Raw genomic sequence first — 22,682 nt, forward strand, 5'->3', positions numbered from 1 at the left:
CACCGGCCACAACCCATGTCCACATCGCCATCGACCTACAACCGCCAGCGCCCCCTGCTGTGGCTGGTGTCCCTGGCGATCTTCATGCAGATGCTGGACTCGACCATCGTCAACACGGCGCTGCCGGCGATGGCGGCCAGCCTGGGCGAGAGTCCGCTGCAGATGCAGTCGGTGGTGTTCAGCTATGCACTGGCGGTCGCCACGTTCATTCCCGCCTCCGGCTGGATCGCTGACCGCTACGGCACCCGGCGCACCTTCCTGGTGGCGATCATCCTGTTCACCCTCGGCTCGCTGGCCTGCGCGCTGGCCCAGCACCTGCATCAGCTGGTGGGTGCCCGCGTGCTGCAGGGCATCGGCGGTGCGATGCTGCTGCCGGTCGGCCGCTTGGCGGTGATGCGTTCGGTGCCGCGCGAGGACTTCCTGCGTGCGATGAGCTTCATCGCCATCCCCGCCCTGATCGGCCCCTTGATCGGCCCGACGCTGGGCGGCTGGCTGGTCGAGATCGCCTCCTGGCACTGGGTGTTCCTGATCAACCTTCCGATCGGCGTGATCGGCTTCATCGCTGCGATGAAGATCATGCCGGACCATTACGCCAGCCACCGCACCCGCTTCGACCTGCGCGGCTACATCATGCTGGCCTTTGCGATGGTGGTGCTGTCGCTGGCGCTGGACGGCATCTCCGGGCTGGGTACGCCGCACGCGCTGGTGATGCTGATGACCGTGGCGGGGCTGGCCGCACTGGTGGGCTATTGGCTGCACGCGGCCAACTCGACCGCGCCGTTGTTCTCGCTGGCGCTGTTCCGTGTGCCCAGCTATCGCATCGGCATCCTCGGCAACCTGTTCTCACGCATCGGCAGCAGCGCCATGCCGATGCTGATTCCGCTGCTGCTGCAGGTGGGCCTTGGCCTGGGACCGATGAACGCCGGACTGATGATGGTACCGGTGGCCGCGGCCGGCATGGTCTCCAAGCGGCTGGCGGTGAAGCTGGTCGAACGCTACGGCTATCGGCGCGTGCTGATGACCAACACCGTGCTGGTGGGCCTGGCCATGGCCAGCTTCATCCTGATGACGCCGGGCCAGCACCTGGGCTGGCGCCTGCTGCAGCTGGCCTTCTTCGGTGCGGTCAATTCGCTGCAGTTCACCGTGATGAACACCGTGACCCTGCGCGATCTGGATCGGGAGTTCGCCAGTTCGGGCAACAGTCTGCTGTCGATGGTGATGATGCTGGCTGCCGGCTTCGGCGCGGCGGCGGCGGGCAGCCTGCTGGCCGCCTTCGGCACGCACCTGGAGGGCCACGGCGCGACGGCGGCGTTGCACGCCACGTTCCTGTGCGTGGGCGCGATCACACTGACTTCGACGATGATCTTCTGGCAGTTGCCGGACACCAAGCCCGAACCCCGCCAGGTCGAACACGTCGCGGAGTAGCCTGCCGGACTGTGCCCGGCCTCAGCGCCCCAACACCTTGGCGATGGCCTCCACCAGCAGCTCGCCCGTGACCGGCTTGCGCAGGAAACCGCCGATCCCGGCCGCTTCCACCTGCTTCTGCAGGTCCGGGTCCGTGCGCGCAGTCACCGCCAGCAACGGCAGCGTGTACCCCTGGTTGCGCAGATGCTCGGCCAGCTCGAAGCCGCTGAGGCCCGGCAGGTCCAGGTCAAGCAGGGCCACATCGAAGTCACTCCCGCTGATCTCGCGCAGCGCCGCCAACGCATGCCCGGCATGCACCACCTCATGGCCGCGCGCACTCAGAAGACCCTGCACGACATCGGCCACCGTCGCGTCATCCTCCACCAGCAGCACGCGCAGCGGGGGCATGTTCGCTACTGCATCCTCGCTCCGCGCGGCGCTGTCCGCATCGGCGTCGGCGTCCACTTCCAGCGGCAGGGGCAGCATCACTCCAAAGCAGGTTCCGCGCCCCAACTGGCTTTCGACCTGGATCCGGCCCTGCATCGCCTGCGCCAGCTCGCGGCAGATCGCCAGCCCCAGGCCACTGCCACCATACTGCGCCGCGGTACGTGCACCGTCAGCCTGCTCGAACCGGCGGAACAGGCGCAGCTGCTGTTCCTGGCTGATGCCCGGCCCGGTGTCACGCACTTCGAACTGGAGTGCACGCATCGCCTCATCGCACCGGGCATGCAGGGTGATGGTGCCACGGCTGGTGAACTTCACCGCGTTGGACAGCAGGTTGAGCAGGATCTGCCGCACCCGGATCGCATCGCCGGTGGCCTGCAGGCCGGGCGGCAAGCGATTGTCCAGGACGAAACGCAGTCCCTTCTGCGCGGCCAGCGGCCCCATCAGCGCGGCCAGGTCCTGCAGCAGGCAATGGAGCGCGAACGGCCGGGACTGCAGTTCCAGGCGCCCGGATTCGATCCGCGCCAGGTCCAGCGCATCGTTGACCAGATGCAGCAGATGCTCGCCCGCCTGGCGGATGGACTGGGTGTAGCCGCGCTGCTGAGGATCCAGCGGCGAGGACAACAGCAGCTCGCTCATGCCCATCACACCGGTCATCGGCGTGCGGATCTCATGGCCCAGATTGGCCAGGAAGCGCGTCTTGGCCGCCGAGGCCTGCTCGGCCAGTTCCTGCTTGTGCAACGCCAGCTGGTAGGCGTGGCGACGCTGCAAGCGGCGACGGTACAGCCATGCAAACCAACTGGTCAGCAGCAACGCGATCGACGTCAGCACCAGCAGGCCCGACAGGCTGCGCCACCACGGCGGCTGCACGCGGAACTCCAGGGTCTGCACCCGCGACCAGACGTGGTCGGCCGAGCGCGCCTGCACTTCCAGCCGATAGCTGCCCGGCGGCAGCCGCGAGAACAGGCGTTCACCGGCGGGCCCGACCTCGACCCAGTCCGGGTCATAGCCGGCCAGGCGGTAGCGATACGAATTGGAGGCCGAATCGGCGAAGGACAGCAGGCGCGCCACGATGCGCAGATCGCGGTCGCCGTCGGCGATCAGCAACGGTGCGTCGTGGGTCAGGTCCAGCACCTGCTCGTTGCGGCGCACCTCCACCCGCTCGATCACCAGCGGTGCGCGGCGCACCGAAGGCCGCACCTGTTCCGGATCGAACACCACCACGCCGGCCGGCGTGCCTGCCACCAGCCGTCCCGAAGACGTCGCGATCAAGGTATGCGCGCGGAACTCCTGGCTGGGCAGGCCATCGTGCACGCCATACAGGCGCACGCTCTGGCCGTCCGCGCCGACCCGCACCAGGCCGCGTGCGCTGGTGGCCCAGGCCACACCCTGCGCATCGACCACCAGACCGGTGGCGGAAACCGCCGGATATCCCTGTTCGGCACCAATGACCCCCTGCCGCTCCAGACGCCCCTGGCTCCATCGATAGCGCGACAACCGGCCGTCCTCGGACAGCCACACCTGGCCGTCGCTGCCGGTATACGCCGCGTACAGTGCCGTTGCCGGCGCGCCGGGCACCGGCTGGAAGCGCTGCTGCTCAGGCTGCCACTGCAGCAGCCCGCGGCTGCTGGCCAGCCACAGCTGGTTCTGCGGACCGCATACCAGATCCTGGTTCAGCTGGCCGGTCTGCAGTCCGTTCTGGCCATTGTCCAGTTCGAGCAGCAGCCGACCTTCCAGATCGCGCTGCTGCAGGCCGGCGGGCATCATCAACCACAGGCTGTTGCTGTCGCAGATCATCAGTGCGTCGACATCGCCCTCCATCGCGGCATCGGCAGGCGCGTCGCGTCCCCAGCGGCGCAGCTCGTCGCGTGCCGGGTCATAGCGCAGCAGCGCTCCGGACGAACCGATCCAGACCCGACCATGGCGGTCCTCGCGGACCGAGGTCAGCCAGTGGATGCCATTGACGCCGCGCCGGAACTGCTCGATCTGGCCGGTACGGGGATTGAAGCGATCCAGCGCGCCGTGGCTGCCGACCGTCCAGACACCTCCGTTGCTGGACGCACTGGTGCCGAGTACGTAGGCGTTGCGCAGTGACGATGCATCGTCCTCCAGACGCGAGAACACCGAGAACTGCCACCACCGTGGCAACAGATGCCAGAGACCGGCATTGGTGCTGGCCAGCCAGATGCCGCCCTCGCGATCCTCGTAGGCGCCGGTCCAGTTCGGCCGCACCTGGCCGCGCGCGATCGCGCTGTACAGCGGCACCGTCTGGTACTGGCCATCGACCCCGCGACCGAGTCCGCTGCGGGTGTCCAGCCAGTAGCCCCCCTGCTCATCGCGCAGCATCATGCCCAACACCTCGTCGCCGGCCGGCACCGACCAGGGTTGCCGCTCGAAGCGACCATCCGGCCGGCGCACGAATGCGCCGGCCAGCGTACTGATCCACAGGCTGCCGTCAGGCTCGGCGGTCAAACCGTTGATCAGCTGGCCGGGCACCTGCTCGTCGCCGACCCGCTCGAAATCGCTGCCGGTCCAACGCGCCACGCCATGCTTGGTGCCCACCCACAGGCTGCCGTCGGGCAGCGTGGCCAGATAGGGCACCGCAGCGGCCGGCAGGCTGCGCGGATTGTTCGCCTCGGGCAGGAAGCGCTGCACGCGATCATTGCCATCCACCCGGTACAGCCCGCCTTCGTGGGTACCGAACCAGATCGAGCCATCGGGGGTGGCGGCCAGGCTCCAGATCGTATTGGTGCTCATCAGCGGCTGGCTGCTGCGGTCGAAGAACCGCAGCTGCCGGCGGTCGGCCGACATCCTTACCAGGCCGGCATTCTCGGTGCCGATCCACAAGCGGTTGCGGGTATCGACCAGTACGGTCCAGATGCGGTTGTCGCGCAGGCCATCCTCGGAGCGCCAGACCCGGTAGTTGCGGCCGTCGTATCGTGCCAGCCCGTCATTGGTGGCGATCCACAGGTAGCCGTAGCGGTCCTCCGCCATGCGGTTGACGGTGTTGGACGGCAGGCCATCGAACACCGTCACCTGCCGGGGCGTGGGCGGTACCGGCTGTGCGGCAGCGGGCGCCAGGCAGCACAGCAGAAGCATCAGCAGCATCGCCGACCGCAGATACGCCACTGATCGCCTCCTCACGCGTTCCCAGATGGTGCCCCGTCGTGCGGGCGTCGGCATGGTAAACCGAAAGTCGCGCCGTTCACGCCCGGCGCCGGCGCAATCAGCCCTCACCCTGGCGCTTGCTGCGAGCCTGCACGATGGCCGCCACCAGCATGTCGCCCGTGACCGGCTTGCGCAGGAAGCCGTCGAAACCGGCGGCCAGCACCTGCGCCTCCGCATAGGCATCGGACCGCGCGGTCACCGCCACCAGTGGCAGCTCATAGCCCATGGCGCGCAGCTGACGGGCGATCGCCGTTCCGTCCAGGGCCGGCAGATCCAGGTCGAGCAGACCGACATCGAACCCCTCGGTCGCGATCTCCGACAAGGCTCCCAGGCCGTGCAGCACGTGCACTACGTCGTGGCCACGACCGCGCAGCAGGCCGGCGATGACGTCCGCTACCGTGGCGTCATCTTCGACCAGCAGGATGCGCAGCGGCGGCAGCGGCGGTGGCGACGCCCTGTCGGAACCACTGTGGGCAGCCTGGCGGGTCCACGGCAGCGGCAGCTGCACGCGGAACCGTGCGCCCCTGCCCGGCTGGCTGTCGACATCGATGCGCCCACCCATCGCCACGGCCAGTTCCTGGCAGATCGCCAGGCCCAGCCCGCTGCCGCCATAGCGCGATGCTGTCCGCGGGCCATCGGCCTGCTCGAAGCGATGGAACAGACGCTGCTGCTGTTCGGCATTGATGCCGGGGCCGGTATCGAACACCTCGAAGCACACCCCGCCGCCATCCTCCTGCAGCCGCACGCCCAGGCCGACCTGGCCGCGCTCGGTGAACTTGATGGCATTGCCGAGCAGGTTCAGCAGGATCTGGCGGATGCGCATTTCATCGCCACTGACGCTGATCGGGCCGGGCAAGGCATCCTCGCGTACAAAATCGAGCTGGCGCTGCTGCGCCATCGGCCGCATCAGCATCTGCACCTGGTCCAACAGCGCGGCAAGATCGAACGGACGCAGGTCCAGCTCCAGCCGCCCGGCTTCGATCCGGGCCAGGTCCAGGGCATCGTTGACCAGACGCAGCAGATGGCTGCCCGCCTGCTGGATCGATCCGGCATAGCTGCGCTGTACCGGATCCAGTGATGTGGCCAGCAGCAGTTCGCTCATGCCCAGTACGCCGGTCATCGGCGTGCGCACCTCATGACCCAGCGTGGCCAGGAAGTGGCTCTTGGCCTGCGAGGCCTGCTCGGCCAGCTGCTGCTTGTGCACGGTCAGCTGCCACTGCTGGCGCCTTCTCAGACGGCTGCGGATCGCCCATGCCAGCACCAGCAGCAGCAACGAGCCCAGCAGCAGGTAGCCGAAGATCGCCATGCCGCTGCGCCACCAGGGCGGCAATACCTTCACCTGCAGTTGCTGCGACGGCGTCCACGGACCACTGTCGGTGGCCGCCTGTACTTCGATCACGTAGGCACCGGGCGCGAGGCGCGACAGCGTGCGCTGGCCGTCGCCGCCCTGCTCCACCCAGTTCTGGTCATAGCCCTGCACCCGGAACCGATAGCGGTTGCCCTGCGGGTTGCCGTACGAGAGCAGCCGCGCGTCGATCTGCAGATCACGGTCATCCGGACCCAGCAGCAGCACCCCGGTGGTCGGCAGGGGTTGCCAGCCGCGCGCATCGTCGCGACGTACGCGCACCTGCGCGATCACCAGCGCGGAGGATGGCAGCGGGGTGTCGGCGGCATTGACGTCGAAACCGACCGCGCCGGTCTGGGTCACCGCGAGCACGCGGCCATCGGCGTTCACCGCAGGCGGCCGGCCGGTGAATTCGGCATCGGGCAGTCCGTCGCGCTCGGTGAACTGCCTCAGCCGCTTCGTTTTCGGATCCCAGCGCAGCAGACCGCGCGGCGTGGTGGCCCACAGGCGGCCATCGTCGGCCAAGGCCAGCCCACCCATGCTCAGGGGTGGCACGCCGGCGGCAGCATCGACGCGCTGCACCAGGCGCAGGCTCATGCCATCCCACTGGTAGCGCTCGAAGGCGCCCTGGCGGGCGAGCCACAGCTGCTGCGGATCGATCCACACCAGGTCGTAGATCGATCCCCGCGAGACGCCAGGAACCGCCTCGAAGCGCTCACCCTGCTGGCGCCAGAGGCCCATGTCACCCATCACCCAGGCCTGCCCGCGCGGATCGAATCGAATCTGTTCGATCGGCGCATCGCCCAGGCCGCGGAATCCCTCGACGGGGAAGCTGCGCAGCACCCGGCCATCGTCCAGACGCTGCTGCACGCCGACATTCATCACCGACACCCAGGCGGTGCCATCCGGCGCCTGCCGCATCAGGTCGATGCGCTGGCGCAGGTCGGAGCCGCCGTCGATGCGCCACTCCCGGGTTGCGCGGGTAGCCGGGTCATAGACGGTGATGCGCCCGGCGCGGCCCAGCCAGAGGCGGCCGTCCGGCCGCGGCAATACCGACCAGACCGCGCCACTGCCCAGCTCGCGATCACTGGCAAGCAGACTCAGCACGCCCTGCGCATCGATCCGGTACACGCCGTGTGCCGAACTCACGTAGTAATTCCGGCCATCGGTGGCCGCGCTGAGCAGGTACTGGCTGTCCAGCGGTTTGCCGTCGAGCTGGTTCCAGGTGGAGAAGCGGCGCCAGTCCGGCGGCAGATAGGCCAACCCCTGGCTCAGCAGGGCCACCCAGACCCCGCCTTCGTGGTCCTGCAGCAGATCGAGCACGCCGCTGTGGGCGGTCAGGAAGCCGCTGCCGCGATCGCCCTCCAGGCGCCACAGTGTCTGCGCATCACCGCGCAGCAGCCCATCCGAGGTACCTGCCCAGTAGCCTCCCTGCCGATCCGCCAGCACCAGTGCCGAGCGAAAGCGATCACTGCCGGACCAGCGTGGACGGCTGACGCGGTCCTGGGCATCGATGCGGAACAGGCCTTCGTTCTGGCTGCCGACCCAGATCGATCCATCGGGGTCGCGGCTGAGACGCAGCACGCTGACCCTGCCCAGCTCGCGCGGCGCGATGGCCTCGAAGCCGTTGCCGTTCCAGCGGGCGACACCGGCCTCGGTACCGACCCACAGGCGGCCCTGCGCGTCGACCAGGCTGCTGAAGATGGTGTTGCTGGGCAAGCCGCCGGGGCGCTGCGGATCATGCTGGAAGAAGCGCAGGCTGCCATCCTCGCCGAAGCGGCACACGCCATGGCCGCTGGTGCCGATCCACAGCGCATCGCCCGCATAGGCCAGTGTCCAGAACTGGCTCTGGCATTCATTGTTCACCGCGGCGAAGCTGGAGAAACGCTCGCGATCCGCGTCCAGCCGGGCGATGCCCTTGCCGTTGATGCCGACCCACACCCGGTCCAGCGGATCCACCAGCAGGGTCTCGATCTCGTTGCCCGGCAGCGAACCCGGCCGCTCCGGTTCATGCTGCCAGACCCGCAGCGTCGTGCCGTCATAGCGGGCCAACCCACCATCGGTGGCCGCCCAGATGTACCCCTGGCGGTCCTCGGCCAGGGCCACGACCATGCGCGACGGCAAGCCCTCGGCGGCGCCGAAGCGGCGCAGTCGTGGTGTCTCCCCAGCCATGTCCAGAGTCGCGGCCACCGTGGCGCTTGCCAACAGCAGCAGACCCGTTACTGCGATGCCTCGGCACCACAGACGCCAGCCACTCGTCATCCTGAACCCCCGATCCAGCCGCGATTGTCACACAGCCCAGGCTTCACGACTGCAACAGCCCGTTTCCAGTGGCATCACCACCACGAACTGTTGCAGCCATGCACGCAGCGTTGTCAGGGGGCTGTGCGTATGATCGCAGCGTCCCCTCCCGGAGCCCGCCATCGATGCGACCCCGCCTGCTCCTGCTGCCGTTGCTGCTCGCCGCTGCGCCCGCCTGGGCACAGCTCGATACCTACCGGCTGGATCCGGTGCACACGCGGGTGCTGTTCACGATCGATCATGCCGGCTACTCGCAGGCCATGGGGACGGTATCGGGCAGTGAGGGCCACCTTCAGTTCGATCCCGACAACTGGCGCGAGGCAACCCTGCAGGTCGATGTGCCGGTCGCCCGGCTGGATCTGGGAGATGCCAAATGGAACCAGGCCACGCTGGCCCGCAGCCTGCTTGATGGCGAGCGGTTTCCCAGCGCCCGGTTCGTATCGTCGCGGGTCGAACCGATCGATGCCAACCACGCCCGTGTGTTCGGCACGCTGACCCTGCGCGGGGTCAGCCAGGAGGTCGCGCTGGATGTGACCCTCAATGCCATCAAACGCTATCCGTTGCCGCCGTTCCGCCGCACCGCCGGTTTTTCCGCCAGCACCACGTTGAGCCGCCGCGCGTTCGGCATCACCGCCTGGCCCGGGGTGATCGGCGACGCAGTACAGGTACGGATCGAGGCCGAGGCCTTCCTCGACCGCAGCGACAGGCCGGGAACTCCTGCCCCGGTTCCCCACTCCGACAGCAAGACGGCCCCCAAGGACCCCGCATGACCGCCAAGAACTCCCCTGCCGCCTGGGGCAGTGTCAGCCAGACCCTGCACTGGTTGATCGCACTACTGATCCTCGCCCTTGGCGTGATCGGCCTGACCATGGGCGAACTGCCCAGGACGCCCAAATACTTCTGGGTCTACACCGCGCACAAGTCGATCGGCATCACCGTGCTGGCCCTGGTGCTGCTGCGCCTGGTCTGGCGCCTCTACGCCGGTGCGCCCAAGCCGGTGCCGGGTGTGCCCAGCTGGCAGGAGCGCATCGCCAGCGCTACCCACGTGCTGCTGTACGTGCTGATGTTCGCCATTCCGCTTTCGGGCTGGCTGTACGACTCTGCCAGCGGGCTGCGGCCCTTCCGCTGGTTCGGCCTGGTCGATGTGCCCAAGCTCAGCGGACCGGATCCGCAGGTCGTCGCCGTGTCGCATGCGATCCATGAGTACGGCTTCTGGCTGCTGATCGCTGTGGTGCTGGCCCATGCCGGCGCTGCCCTTTACCACCACCTGTTCCAGCGCGACGCGACGTTGAGCCGCATGCTGCCGCGTGGCTGGCTTGCCTCTCCCCAGAAGGACTGACCGATGAATCTGAAACTGACTACCCCGGCGGCCGTGGCCGCTGCCCTGGCCGGCATGCTGGCCACTGCCCCGGCGTTGGCCGCGGACTATGCACAGGCTCCCGGCGCGGGCTCGATCCTGGTATTTGCCAGCAAGTACGACGGCGAAGTATTCACCGGCAGCTTCCCGGGCTTCGCCACCAAGCTCAGCTTCGATCCCGCCAATCCGGCGGCCGGCTCACTCGACGTCGTGATTCCGCTGGCCGGCGCCAGGAGCGGCAACAGCGATCGTGACTCGACGCTGCAGAGCGCGGACTTCTTCAATGTCGGCAAGTTCGCCACCGCGCGTTACACCGCGAAGGGCTTCCGCGCCATCGGCAATGACCAGTTCGCCGCCGATGGCACGCTGGAACTGCGTGGTGTCAGCAAGCCGGTGACGCTCACCTTCACCTGGAAGCCGGGCACGCAGCCGGTGCTGACCGGCAAGGCCACCGTCAAGCGCCTGGACTTCAGCGTCGGCGCCGGCGATTGGGCCGACACCAAGACCATCCCCGACGAAACCGCGATCAGCACGATCGTGAAGTTCGACGCGAAGTAAGCCACGGGCCATGCCCGGCTCCACCTGGGAACGGTGATACAGGGTAGCGCCGGGCCATGCCCGGCGGCGTCACCCCGCAGCCAGCCAGGCCCGCACCCGCGCCGCATCGAAGGGCCAGTCCAGTTCGCGGCCGCCCGCCTCGTCGCGCAGCACCGGTACCCGCGCGCCGTAGTGCGCCTCCAGCGCTGGATGGTCATCCAGGAACACCGATTCGAACTCGGGCGCGCGTGCCTTGGCCAGTTCGGCCAGGGCCATATCGCACAGGTGGCAGTCGTCACGCTGGAACAGGGTCAACACCGGCTTGCCTCGCTTGGCGGAAATGCTGCGCCGCAGCCATCGGAGGGCCCGGCAAGCCGCTAGAATAGCCGCTTGTCCGGTACCCGCAGTTTGGCATCCATGGCTGTCAGCACGTTCGACGTCTTCAAGATCGGCATTGGCCCGAGCTCTTCCCACACCGTCGGACCGATGAAGGCCGCCGAGCGGTTCATCCATCGCTGGCTGCTCGACCCCGGCCGCCTGCACGAGGTCGCACGCATCCGCGCCGACGTCTACGGTTCGCTGGCGCTGACCGGTCGCGGCCATGGCACCGACAAGGCGATCCTGCTTGGCCTGGAAGGCCAGCGCCCCAACCTGATCGATCCGGACATCATTCCGTCCACGCTGGATCGCATCCGCAGCAGCAAGCGCATCCAGCTGATGGGCCAGCATGAGATCGCCTTCGACGAGAAGCGCGACCTCGGCATGAACAAGCGGCAGAAGCTGCCGTACCACACCAACGGCATGCGCTTCACCGCGTACAACGCCGACGATGAAGTGATCGCCACGCGCGACTATTACTCCGTTGGCGGTGGCTTCGTGGTCAACCAGGACGACGCGGCCGATGACCGCATCGTGCCCGACGAAACCCCACTGCCCTATCCGTTCAAGAGCGGCGACGAGCTGCTCGCGCAGACCGCGCGCAGCGGCCTGAGCATCGCGCAGCTGATGTTCGAGAACGAGAAGTGCTGGCGCAGCGAGGACGAGATCCGCGCCCAGCTGCGCGAGATCTGGAGCGCGATGCAGTCATGCGTGACGCGCGGCATCCGCGAGGAAGGCGTGCTGCCGGGCGGCCTGAAGGTCGGCCGTCGCGCGCCGGCGCTGTACCGCGAGCTGTCGTCGAAGCCGGAAGCGGCGATGCGCGATCCGCTGACCACGCTGGACTGGGTCAATCTGTACGCGCTGGCCGTGAACGAGGAAAACGCCGCCGGTGGCCGCGTGGTGACCGCGCCGACCAACGGTGCGGCCGGCGTGCTGCCCGCGGTGCTGCATTACTTCGACCGGTTCTGCCCGGGCGCGAACGAGCAGCGCGTGTTCGACTTCCTGCTGACCTCGGCGGCGATCGGCATCCTCTACAAGGAGAATGCTTCGATTTCCGGTGCCGAAGTGGGCTGCCAGGGCGAAGTGGGCGTGGCCTGCTCGATGGCGGCCGGCGGCCTGGTTGCGGCGCTGGGCGGCAATCCAAGCCAGATCGAGAATGCCGCAGAAATCGGCATGGAACACAACCTCGGCCTGACCTGCGACCCGATCGGTGGGCTGGTGCAGATTCCCTGCATCGAGCGCAACGCGATGGGCGCGGTGAAGGCGATCAACGCCTCGCGCATGGCAATGCGCGGCGATGGCAAGCACAAGGTGTCGCTGGACAAGGTCATCAAGACCATGCGCGACACCGGCCGCGACATGCAGGACAAGTACAAGGAAACCAGCCGCGGCGGCCTCGCGGTGAATGTCATCGAGTGCTGATGACGGGCATCTGCCGGACGACACCGTCACCGCATTCCGGTTAGGCTCGGGCATCCCCTGTCACGGAATGTCCCATGCGCGTGATCGCCGCCGCATTGCTGGCCTGCCTGCCCCTCACCGCCGCTGCCGCTCCCGCCTATGGGCCGCGGCTGGAGGGCTTCGATTACGGCCATCCGGTACAGACCTTCACCCTGGAATCGCAGCAGCAACCGCTGCAGATGGCCTATCTGGATATCGCGCCGACGACCGCGCCGATCGGCGTGGTGGTGCTCCTGCATGGCAAGAATTTCTGCGCGGCGACCTGGAAGGAAACCATCCCTCCCCTGCTCGCCGCCGGTTACCGAGTGATCGCACCTGACCAGGTCGGCTTCTGCAAATCCAGCAAGCCCGAGCGCTACCAGTATTCATTCGGCCAGCTCGCCGCCAACACCCATGCACTGCTGCAGCAGCTGCAGCTCGGCGGCCTGCCCGTGCACCTGGTCGGCCATTCGATGGGGGGCATGCTGGCGGTGCGCTATGCACTGACCTATCCGCAGGACCTGCGCAGCCTGTCGCTGGTCAATCCGATCGGCCTGGAGGACTGGAAGGCGCTGGGCGTGCCGTGGCGAAGCGTCGATGCCTGGTATGCCGGCGAGCTGAAAACCAGTTACGAGAGCATCCGCCGCTACCAGCTGGACGTGTACTACGACGGCACCTGGAAGCCTGCCTATGAAACCTGGGCACGCATGCAAGCGGGCATGTACGAGGGCGACGGCAGGCAGGCGGTGGCCTGGAGCCAGGCACTTGCCTCGGACATGGTGTTCAACCAGCCGGTGGTGTACGAGCTGAAGAATCTGAAGGTGCCGACCGCGCTGTTCATCGGCCAGAAGGACCGCACCGCGATCGGTCGTGACCTGGCACCGGCAGAAGTGAAGGCACGGTTAGGCAACTATCCGGCGCTGGGCAAATCGGCCGCTGCGGCGATTGCCGGCGCGACGCTGGTCGAATTCGCCGAACTGGGCCATTCGCCGCAGGTACAGGACCCCAGGCAGTTCAATGCCGCGCTGCTGAAGGTGTTGAAAGGGCGCTGAAACTGCGGATCCGCCGGGCATGGCCCGGCGGGCGCAGCGGGACGCTGCTCATCCCACGATGCGCAGCACGTCATCCAGCAATGCGGCAGCAGTGACTTCCGCGCCCGCTCCCGGCCCCTGGATCAGCAACGGCTGGGTGCGATAGCGGTCGCTGTGGATGGCGACGCGGTTGTCGGTGCCCGCCCCTTGCGCCAGTGGATGATCGGCCGGCAGTTCACGCAGCCCCACCTGTGCGCCGTCAGCGTCGACCCGGCCGACGAAGCGCAGAACACGGCCGCTGTCCGTCGCCTGCTGCCAGCGCGCCTGCAGCGGTGCGTCCAGCTGCTCCAGTTCGGCCAATGCTTCGTCCAGCGGCAGCGCAGCCAACGCCGAGGGCACCAGTGAATCCACGTGCACCTGTGCGGCATCCAGCGCCAGTCCGCTGCTGCGCGCCAGAATCAGCAGCTTGCGCCGCACATCCTCGCCGGACAGATCCAGGCGCGGATCCGGTTCGGTGTAACCCGCGGCCAGCGCCTCGCGCACTGCAGCCGAGAACGGCGAACGGCCGTCATAGCGATGGAACAACCAGGCCAGGGAACCGGACAACACCCCCTCGATCGCGTGGATGTGATCCCCCCCGGCCACCAGCGCGCGCAGGCTGCTCAACAGCGGCAGTCCCGCCCCCACGGTGGCACTGTCGCCGTACCGGGCGCCGCTGTCGGCGCAGCTCTCGGCGATGGCCTTCGCGCGTGACAGCTGCCCGCCCCGGCCCAGCTTGTTGGCCGTCACTACATGCACCCCGCGCGCCAGCCACTGCGCATGGCGGGCGGCCACGTCTTCGCTGGCGGTGGCATCAACCACCACATCGCCACGCTCCAGCCCTTCGGCACCGGCCCACGGTGGCACGCTCTGGCCGCCACGCGGTGCGCGCCGCGCCAGTTCGAGCGGCAGGGCCAGATCGCGGTCGATGGCCAGCGCAGTACGCGAGTTGGCCAGCCACTGCACGCTGGGCAGTTCCAGGCCGCGCGCCTGCAGGGCCTGGTAGCGCTGCACGAACGCAGAGCCCACCGTCCCGGTGCCCAGCAGTGCCAGGCGACCGCCGCCCATCGCCGGAATCTCGGCAGCCAGCGCGCTCATGCGTCCACCACCTGTTTGCGACGTGCGGCAGCGTCGATCACCGCTTCGGCGCGTGCCAGCGCCGCGCCCAGGTCGGCCAGCAGGTCGCGCTCGGCCTCGATGCCGACCGACAGGCGCAGCAGCCCTTCGCTGATGCCGGCGGCAGCACGCGCCTCAACGCTCATCGCTGCGTGGGTCATGGTCGCCGGATGCGCGACCAGGCTTTCCACGCCGCCCAGCGATTCGGCCAGGGTGAAGCAGCGCAGTCCATCGACAAACGCGCGCACGGCAGCGTGCGGATCCTCGCCGGCGCAGTCGGCCAGCTCGAACGACAGCATCGCGCCGAAGCCGCTCTGCTGGCGTGCGGCGATGGCATGACCGGGATGGTCGGCCAGGCCGGGGTAATACACCCGGGCCACGGCGGGGTGCGCGTCCAGCAGCGCGACGATCGAGGCCGTGTTCTCCTGGTGCACACGCAGGCGTGCATCCAGCGTGCGCAGGCCGCGCAGGGTCAGGAAAGCGTCGAAGGGAGAGCCGGTCAGCCCGAGTGCGTTGCCCCACCACACCAGCTGTTCGTGCAGCGCGGGATCACGTGCGATCACCGCACCGCCGACGACATCGCTGTGGCCGTTGATGTACTTGGTGGTCGAATGCAGCACCAGATCGGCACCGAAGGAGAGCGGCTGCTGCAGCGCCGGCGACAGGAACGTATTGTCGACCACCACCAGCGCCCCGGCCTTGTGCGCCGCCTCGATGACGAAGCGCAGGTCGGTGATGCGCAGCAGTGGGTTGGACGGGGTTTCCACCAGCACCAGCCGTGGCTGGGTGGCCAGGGCCTGCGCCAGCGTGCGCGGGTCGGTGAGGTCGGCGGTGACCAGTTCGAAATGCCCCTTCTTCGCCAGCGCGTTGAACAGGCGCCAGCTGCCGCCGTAGGCATCGTGCGGTACCACCAGCGTGTCGCCCGGCTGCAGCAGGGCATTCAGCACCAGGTTGATGGCGCCCATGCCGGTAGCGGTGACCACGCCACCGGCTCCGCCTTCCAGTTCGGCCAGTGCTTCGCCCAGCAGGTCGCGCGTCGGATTGCCACTGCGCGTGTAGTCGTACTGGCGCTTGTTGCCGAAGCCTTCGAAGCTGAAGTTCGACGACAGCACGATCGGTGGAGTGACCGCGCCATGGGCGGTGTCACGATCGATGCCGGCGCGGACGGCGGCAGTGGTGCGACAACAGGACGGCTCGGCGGCGTGCAGGCTCATGCGGTCTCTCCAGAAGTGCGGAAGGCGGTAGCGAGGATCGCGTCGATGCGATCGGTTTCTTTGAGGAAGGCGTCGTGGCCGTATGGGGAGCGCAGCACGCGCAGGCTGCCGCGCGGACCCAGCCCCTCGACCAGACCGACCAGGTCGGCCAACGGCACCAGCCGATCGCCTTCCACGGCCACCACCACGGTTGGCGGCAGGATGGCGGTGGGATCCACGCGGTGCAGGTCGATCGATTCGGACAGGCGCAGGTAGGCGGTCACTGGGGTGCGCGCGACGTACTGCGCGCCCGCCGCGTCGAGGTAGTCCTCGGCGGCCACACGGACGCGGCCGTTGACCACCTCGGGCGGAGCGTCGAAGCGCTCGCCGAACTCTTCCGGCGTGCGGTAGCTGAGCATCGCGAACTGCCTGGCCAGTGCCAGGCCATGGTCTTCACCGCATTGCAGCTGTCCCAGGGCGACCGCCCGGCGCTGCAACGCACGCCACGCCGCGGCATAGGGGTGCGGACGGTGCGCACCACTGGCCAGCACCAGCTGGCGCACGCGGGCGCGATGGCGGACAGCGAACTGCTGCCCGACCAGGGCGCCATAGGAGTAGCCGACAAACGCCTTCAGTGTGCGGATGCCCAGGTGATCCAGCAGCAGGGCCAGCGCGTCGGCCTGGTCGGCCGTGTCGATCGGCACGTCCAGCGCGCCATCCGCACCGATGAAGTCGAACGCCAGAACGCGCAGCTGCTGCGGATCGAGCGTGCGGCCACTGCCGACCAGTTCCTCGGCCCAGCCCTTCTCGGCGAACTGCGCGTTGGACGCCACATGGCGATGGGCGGAGATGCCGCCAGCCAGTACCACCACCGGTGCATCGACCGGTCCCACCCATTCGTAGCGAACGCGTACCGGGCACGCGCCGGCGTGGCGCATCGACAGCACCGCGGCGAACTCGCCGCGCTCGGCGTGCACGCGGTCTTCGACCGGCACGCTGACGGGGACAAAGGGTTCGGGGCGAAGCGTGGTGCTGGGGGCGAAGCTCATGGCGGGATCCGTTAGGGGAATCGGCCATCGAGCCTTCGCGGGGCTCGCGTTCGAGATGCACCTGCGGTGCATGGTTCGAACCATCTTCCGGTGGACGCCACGGTCCCCGCAGGATTTGGCACCTACGCCGGCGCTTGCGCGCCTGCGGGCTGCCCCGGCTTCAAAGGGCCTGTCCCTCTGCCGGTCTCGATGGTGGAGCCACGATGCCATCGCTTTCCGCGCATGTCAATCCCTTCATGCGGATAAAGCGATGAATACCCGGAGCGATCGCTGCGGCCCACCTTTTGCGGATCAGGTACAGTCGCGGCGGTCCCCCTGTCCGGAACGCCCGATGCCGCGCCTGCCCTTGTCCTGCCTGCTGCTGCCGTTGCTGATCAGCACCACCGCCGGAGCGGCCGACTGGCGGCAGGGCTGGGGCCTGGTGCCCTCACCGGCCCCCGCGCCCAGCACGCAGGGCATCGGCCAGGCGGCCCCCATGGCGCAACTGCGGCTGCAGCAGGTGGGCGAATACTGGCAGGCCCGGATCGACAACACCCTGGCCGGCCCATTACAGGTTGAACTGCGCGCTGGACCCGGGCGCCCCATCGAGGGCCTGCCGGTACGGTCGCTGGTGCAGGGCGACAGCAGCTTCGTGGTCGGTCACCTGCCCCCGCCCGTGGGCGGCAGCACGCTCGACGTACGCCTGCAGTCGGTACCGGGCCGTCCCGACGCCCGCGCCGAAGACGTGGCCTACCGCCTGCCGTTCGACGCCGCACGCCTGCGCGTGGACCAGGCGCCGCAGGGCCGGTTCAGCCACGATGACGAGGAGAACCGCGACGCCGTGGACTTCGCCCTGCCCGAGGCGACGCTGGTGCTGGCCGCGCGCGAGGGAACCGTGATGCAGATCCAGGACGGCTTCCGCGGCAACGGCCAGGACCGCGAGCGCGACGGCGGCAGGGCGAATTTCATCCGTGTCCTGCACAGCGACGGCAGCATGGCGCTGTACGGCCATCTGCAGGCAGGCGGCATGCGCGTCCGTCGTGGCCAGGCCGTGCAGGCCGGACAACCAATCGGCCTGTCCGGCAACAGCGGCTACAGCAGCGCCCCGCACCTGCATTTCGTGGTGCAGGTCAACCGCGGCATGGCCCTGCGCTCGGTACCCGTGCGCATCTTCACCTCCCAGGGACAGCTGCAGTTCGCCCGCCAGGGTGATACCGAGGGCGCGGCCGGGCGCTGACCGGCCACGGCCGGTATAATCAGGCGCTTATCTCTTTGAAAAGCGCCCCGGGCGGGCGCCACTGCCATGTCCGAAGTCGCCACCGAAGCGTCGCGTCGCCGCACCTTCGCCATCATCTCCCATCCTGACGCCGGCAAGACCACGCTGACCGAAAAGCTGCTGCTGTTCGGAGGCGCGATCCAGATGGCCGGCTCGGTCAAGGGCCGCAAGGCGGCCCGCCATGCCACCTCCGACTGGATGGCACTGGAGAAGGAACGCGGCATCTCCGTCACCTCCTCGGTGATGCAGTTCCCGTATGAAGGCAAGATCGTCAATCTGCTCGATACCCCCGGCCACGCCGACTTCGGCGAGGACACCTACCGCGTGCTGACAGCGGTGGACTCGGCACTGATGGTGATCGACGTGGCCAAGGGCGTGGAAGAGCGCACCATCAAGCTGATGGAAGTGTGCCGCCTGCGCGACACCCCGATCATGACCTTCATCAACAAGCTCGACCGCGAGGGCAAGGATCCGATCGAACTGCTGGATGAAGTGGAAACCGTGCTGGGCATCCAGTGCGCGCCCGTCACCTGGCCGATCGGCATGGGCCAGCGCCTGAAGGGCGTGGTCCACCTGCTGACCGGCGAGGTGCACCTGTACGAACCGGGTCGCAACTTCACCCGCCAGGATTCGACCATCTTCCCGTCGATCGACGCTCCCGGCCTGGCCGAGAAGATCGGCGTACAGATGCTGGCCGACCTGCGCGATGAACTGGAGCTGGTGCAGGGCGCCAGCCATCCGTTCGACCTGCAGGCCTATCGCGAGGGCAAGCAGACGCCGGTGTTCTTCGGTTCGGGCGTGAACAACTTCGGCGTGCAGCCCCTGCTGGACTTCTTCGTCGAGCACGCGCCATCGCCGCAGGCACGCGCCACCACCGGCCGCGAGATCGCCCCGGAAGAGAGCAAGCTGACCGGCTTCGTGTTCAAGATCCAGGCCAACATGGACCCGCAGCACCGCGACCGCGTCGCCTTCATGCGGGTGTGCTCGGGCCGCTTCAGCGCGGGCATGAAGACCTTCCACGTGCGCACCGGCAAGGAGATGAAGCTGGCCAACGCCCTGACCTTCATGGCCAGCGACCGTGAAATCGCCGCCGAGGCCTGGCCAGGCGATGTGATCGGCATCCACAACCACGGCACCATTTCCATCGGCGATACCTTCACGGAAGGCGAGGCCGTCACCTTCACCGGCATCCCCAACTTCGCCCCGGAGCTGTTCCGCCGTGCGCGCCTGCGCGATCCGCTCAAGCTCAAGCAGCTGCAGAAGGGCCTGGCCCAGCTCTCCGAAGAGGGCGCGACCCAGTTCTTCCGGCCGCTGACCAGCAACGATCTGATCCTGGGTGCGGTGGGCGTGCTGCAGTTCGACGTGGCCGCTTACCGCCTGAAGGACGAGTATGGCGTGGAAGCCACCTTCGAGCCGGTCAGCGTCACCACGGCGCGCTGGATCCACTGCAGCAACGAGAAGAAGCTGGAAGAGTTCCGCGAGAAGAACGCGCTGAACCTGGCGCTGGACGCCGCCGGCCATCTGGTCTATCTCGCGCCGACCCGGGTCAACCTGCAGCTGGCACAGGAGCGCGCGCCCGACGTGCGCTTTGCCGCCACCCGCGAGGCCGCGCACACCCTAACCGCTGGCTGAATCCGGCCAGTCAGGACATCGGACTTCCGTGTGGAGGCGGGCGTGCATGCGCCCGCCATCGCGGCGATGATAGGGGGGCGCGGGTCCCCCTCCCCGCGAATGATGCCTACGCCATGTCCTCGACTTCCGTTGCTTCGATCCGCGAAGAAATCGCCAGTGCGCTGACCCACGGTCTCGGCGCCGTACTGGCGCTCGGTGCGGGTGCCGTGCTGATCACCCTGGCCGCCATCTACGGCGATGGTTGGCAACTGGCAGGTGCGATCGTGTTCGGCATCGCGCTGCTGCTGCTGTACACCGCCTCCACCCTCTACCACGCCATCCAGCATCCGGTTGCCAAGGGCAGGCTGAAGGTCTTCGACCACTGCGCGATCTATGTACTGATCGCCGGTACCTATACGCCGTTCACGCTGATCGGCCTGCGTGGCCCGTGGGGCTGGGGTCTGTTCGCCGCGATCTGGACGCTGGCCCTGGCCGGCGTGGTGTTCAAGCTGTTCTATACCGGCCGCTTCAAGCGCCTGTCCACCGCCATCTACGTGGCCATGGGCTGGCTGGTGATCGTCGCGGTCAAGCCCATGCTGGCCTCCATCGATGGCTGGACGCTGGGCTGGCTGCTGGCCGGAGGTATCTCCTACACGCTGGGAACCTACTTCTATCACCGCGAATCGATCCCCTATTCGCATGCGATCTGGCACCTGTTCGTGATCGGCGGCAGTGTCTGCCACTTCGTCGCGGTGACCATGCAGGTGCTGTAGATATCCGTGCCACACGCGTTCCTGTGCACACCGCGCACATGAACGCTTCGCGCTGCGTCCACCCGCGCAGGGCAACCATGGCAGCGTGAATGCGACTGCCTCCCCTGCTCCGCCGCGTCCGTCGCGCTGGCGCTTCCGCCGCCCTGGCCCGCGAGGCCAGCGCTGGCTGGCGGTGCTGGTGTTCCTGCTGGCGACCATCCTGGTATTGATCGCGCTCTGGGACTGGAACTGGTTCAAGGGGCCGGTCGAGCGGGCGGTACAGGCGCGGACCGGCCGCGTGCTGCAGATCGGCCACCTGGATGTCGACCTCGGCCGTACCAGCACGATCCGCGCCGACACCGTCACGTTCGCCAATGCGTCATGGGCGAAGCAGCCGAACATGGCCAGTGCCGACCGGGTCGAAATCGACCTGCGGGTGTGGCCCCTGCTGCGGGGCAGCGTGCAGCTCCCCGAGATCCGCCTGACCCGTCCCGACGTGCTGCTGGAAACCGCCCCACGCAAGGGCGAGCCGGGCAACTGGGATTTCCTGGGTGACAGCCGCGGCGGCGCCACGCCCCAGCTCAAGCGGCTGCGTATCGATGACGGCCGCCTGCAGTTCATCGACGCGGCGGGTCGCACCGACATCCATGTCAATGTGCGTAGTGGCCGGCCCAGGCAGGCGGATGCCGCGCCGCCCCTGCTGGTGCAGGGCAAGGGTCGTTGGCAGGGCAATCCTTTCACCCTTCGCGGCGGCACCGAATCTCCGCTGGAACTGACCGACAGCGATCATCCCTTCCGCATCCATCTTGATGGGCGTGCAGGTGCCACCCATGCCGTCGCCCATGGCACCCTGACCAATCCCTTCCAGCTGCAGGTGCTCGACCTCGCTTTCGCGCTCAGTGGCCAGGATCTGGCCGACCTGTATCCCCTGCTGGGCATCGCCATTCCGCCTTCGCCGCCCTATGCCCTGGAGGGGCGCCTGAAGCGCGACCATAACGTGTGGCGCTACGAGCAGTTCACCGGCAAGGTCGGCGACAGCGATCTCGGCGGCAATGTGAAGTTCGAAACAGGTGGTGCGCGCCCGCGCCTGACGGCCACGCTGGAGTCCCGCCGGCTGGACTTCGACGACCTGGCCGGCTTTGTCGGCGCCCCGCCCAGAACCGGTGGCGGCGAGACCGCCAACGCCGAGCAGAAGGCCGAGGCCGCACGCGTGGCGGCGCGTACCAGGGTGCTGCCGGACACGCCGTACAATCTCGGCAAGCTGCGCGCGATGGATGCCGATGTGCGCTGGAAGGCACATCGCATCAACGCACCATCGCTGCCGCTTGACGATATGGATGCGCATCTGCTGCTGGACGATGGCGTGCTGCGGCTGGACCCGCTGAACTTCGGTGTGGCCGGTGGTGACATCCGCAGCACGATCCGCATGGATGCGCGGCAGCCGCAGATCGCCACCGCGCTCAAGGCCAGCGTGCGCGGCGTGCAGCTGGGACAACTGTTCCCGGATGCGAAGCTGGCCGAGCAGGCCAAGGGCGGCATCGGTGGCGAAATCGACCTCAGCGGCCGCGGCAACTCGATCGCCGCCATGCTGGGCAGCAGCAATGGCGATGTGGGCCTGGCAATGGGACGTGGCCACGTCGGCAATCTGGTGATGGAACTGGCCGGGCTGGACATCACCGAGGCAGTCAAGTTCCTGGTGACCGGCGACAAGCAGATTCCGCTGCGCTGCGCCTTTGCCGACTTCGGCGTACGCGAGGGATTGATGACCAGCCGCACGTTCGCCGTCGATACCACCGACACGCTGATTCTCGGCGAAGGCACCGTCAGCCTGCGCGATGAGTCGCTGGACCTGCTGCTGAAGCCACGGCCGAAGGACCGCAGCATCCTCGTGCTGCGCTCGCCGCTGCACATCGCCGGAACGTTCAAGGATCCTTCGTTCCGCCCGGACTTCAAGGCGCTCGGCGTCCGCGGTGCGGTCGCCCTGGCACTGGGAAGCATCGCGCCACCGGCCGCACTGCTGGCCACGATCGAACTGGGCCCCGGCAAGGACGCCGACTGCGGCGGGCAGTACGCGAAGTAGTAGCGTTTGTTGGATCGCGAATTGAGGGGCACGCGCGGAACGACAAAGTGTTGCCAACCCAGATTGGCCGCTACCCACCGCGCTCGCCGCAATGTATCCAGAAGCGGAGGGCATGGCCGTGCAGGACCGTTGGCGCCATGGATGGCGCCATCGAGCCCCCTGGATGGGTTTACGGCGTGTCC

The 22,682-nt window shown here is 68.0% G+C and carries 16 protein-coding genes and 1 riboswitch; of the genes, 10 read left to right on the forward strand and 6 right to left on the reverse strand.

Translation table 11 applies throughout. From position 1 onward, the window contains the following. The first annotated feature begins 15 nt into the window (after positions 1-15). A complete protein-coding gene (mdtD, locus tag ACVOME_RS12775) occupies positions 16-1,425 on the forward strand; it encodes a multidrug transporter subunit MdtD (protein ID WP_065182627.1) in 1,410 nt (469 codons plus the stop codon). A gap of 21 nt (positions 1,426-1,446) precedes the next feature. Here the strand turns inward: mdtD and ACVOME_RS12780 are convergent, their stop codons facing one another. Then, on the reverse strand, positions 1,447-4,977 hold the full coding sequence (locus ACVOME_RS12780) for a hybrid sensor histidine kinase/response regulator (protein WP_481505159.1): 3,531 nt from the start codon (positions 4,975-4,977) through the stop codon (positions 1,447-1,449). A 97-nt stretch (positions 4,978-5,074) separates the two neighbouring features. Next, complete coding sequence (locus tag ACVOME_RS12785) at positions 5,075-8,623, reverse strand: sensor histidine kinase (protein ID WP_368865568.1); 3,549 nt, start codon at positions 8,621-8,623, stop codon at positions 5,075-5,077. Between the two features lie 164 nt (positions 8,624-8,787). On the opposite strand from ACVOME_RS12785, the gene ACVOME_RS12790 reads away from it, so the two are divergent. Genes ACVOME_RS12790 through ACVOME_RS12800 form a run of 3 tightly spaced genes read left to right on the forward strand, consistent with a single transcriptional unit; the run spans position 8,788 to position 10,577 of the window. After that, positions 8,788-9,432, forward strand: coding sequence for a YceI family protein (locus ACVOME_RS12790; protein WP_053519879.1), 645 nt, complete (start codon positions 8,788-8,790; stop codon positions 9,430-9,432). After that, entirely contained in the window at positions 9,429-10,001 is a 573-nt protein-coding gene (locus tag ACVOME_RS12795) for a cytochrome b (RefSeq protein ID WP_065182624.1), read from the forward strand. The genes ACVOME_RS12790 and ACVOME_RS12795 overlap by 4 nt, the downstream gene beginning before the upstream one ends. A 3-nt stretch (positions 10,002-10,004) precedes the next feature. Beyond that, positions 10,005-10,577 carry a YceI family protein gene (locus ACVOME_RS12800; RefSeq protein ID WP_053519881.1) on the forward strand — a complete coding sequence of 191 codons (573 nt, stop codon included), beginning with the start codon at positions 10,005-10,007 and terminating at the stop codon, positions 10,575-10,577. Between the two features lie 69 nt (positions 10,578-10,646). On the opposite strand, the gene ACVOME_RS12805 is transcribed toward ACVOME_RS12800, so the two are convergent. Continuing rightward, on the reverse strand, positions 10,647-10,832 hold the full coding sequence (locus ACVOME_RS12805) for a thioredoxin domain-containing protein (protein ID WP_053519891.1): 186 nt from the start codon (positions 10,830-10,832) through the stop codon (positions 10,647-10,649). 141 nt (positions 10,833-10,973) lie between these two features. Between ACVOME_RS12805 and ACVOME_RS12810 the strand changes: the two genes are divergently transcribed. After that, positions 10,974-12,356 (forward strand): L-serine ammonia-lyase, encoded by a 1,383-nt coding sequence (locus ACVOME_RS12810; protein ID WP_053519882.1) that lies wholly within the window; start codon positions 10,974-10,976, stop codon positions 12,354-12,356. Positions 12,357-12,430: 74 nt separating this feature from the next. After that, entirely contained in the window at positions 12,431-13,426 is a 996-nt protein-coding gene (locus ACVOME_RS12815) for an alpha/beta fold hydrolase (protein WP_065174805.1), read from the forward strand. A 48-nt stretch (positions 13,427-13,474) separates the two neighbouring features. Here ACVOME_RS12815 and ACVOME_RS12820 read toward each other — a convergent pair whose 3' ends face one another. Genes ACVOME_RS12820 through metX form a run of 3 tightly spaced genes read right to left on the reverse strand, consistent with a single transcriptional unit; the run spans position 13,475 to position 16,802 of the window. After that, on the reverse strand, positions 13,475-14,542 hold the full coding sequence (locus tag ACVOME_RS12820) for a homoserine dehydrogenase family protein (RefSeq protein WP_459040143.1): 1,068 nt from the start codon (positions 14,540-14,542) through the stop codon (positions 13,475-13,477). Continuing rightward, entirely contained in the window at positions 14,539-15,774 is a 1,236-nt protein-coding gene (locus ACVOME_RS12825; protein ID WP_262218583.1) for an O-succinylhomoserine (thiol)-lyase, read from the reverse strand. Before ACVOME_RS12825 ends, ACVOME_RS12820 begins: the two co-directional genes overlap by 4 nt. Beyond that, a complete protein-coding gene (metX, locus tag ACVOME_RS12830) occupies positions 15,771-16,802 on the reverse strand; it encodes a homoserine O-succinyltransferase MetX (RefSeq protein WP_197571440.1) in 1,032 nt (343 codons plus the stop codon). Before metX ends, ACVOME_RS12825 begins: the two co-directional genes overlap by 4 nt. Positions 16,803-16,879: 77 nt before the next feature. Next, positions 16,880-16,998: riboswitch (SAM riboswitch) on the reverse strand. 135 nt (positions 16,999-17,133) lie between these two features. Here metX and ACVOME_RS12835 point away from each other — a divergent pair. The 4 genes from ACVOME_RS12835 to ACVOME_RS12850 all read left to right on the forward strand — a co-directional run bounded on the left by ACVOME_RS12835 (position 17,134) and on the right by ACVOME_RS12850 (position 22,500). Then, on the forward strand, positions 17,134-18,018 hold the full coding sequence (locus ACVOME_RS12835) for a M23 family metallopeptidase (protein ID WP_262218580.1): 885 nt from the start codon (positions 17,134-17,136) through the stop codon (positions 18,016-18,018). Between the two features lie 66 nt (positions 18,019-18,084). Beyond that, the gene (locus ACVOME_RS12840) at positions 18,085-19,689 is read left to right on the forward strand and encodes a peptide chain release factor 3 (RefSeq protein WP_053519888.1); all 1,605 of its coding nucleotides are present in this window, start codon (positions 18,085-18,087) and stop codon (positions 19,687-19,689) included. Positions 19,690-19,802: 113 nt separating this feature from the next. After that, a complete protein-coding gene (gene trhA / locus ACVOME_RS12845) occupies positions 19,803-20,441 on the forward strand; it encodes a PAQR family membrane homeostasis protein TrhA (RefSeq protein ID WP_053519889.1) in 639 nt (212 codons plus the stop codon). Positions 20,442-20,526: 85 nt separating this feature from the next. Next, complete coding sequence (locus ACVOME_RS12850; RefSeq protein ID WP_481505160.1) at positions 20,527-22,500, forward strand: AsmA family protein; 1,974 nt, start codon at positions 20,527-20,529, stop codon at positions 22,498-22,500. Positions 22,501-22,682: the final 182 nt, after the last annotated feature.

This window comes from Stenotrophomonas sp. STEN008 (assembly GCF_056760435.1).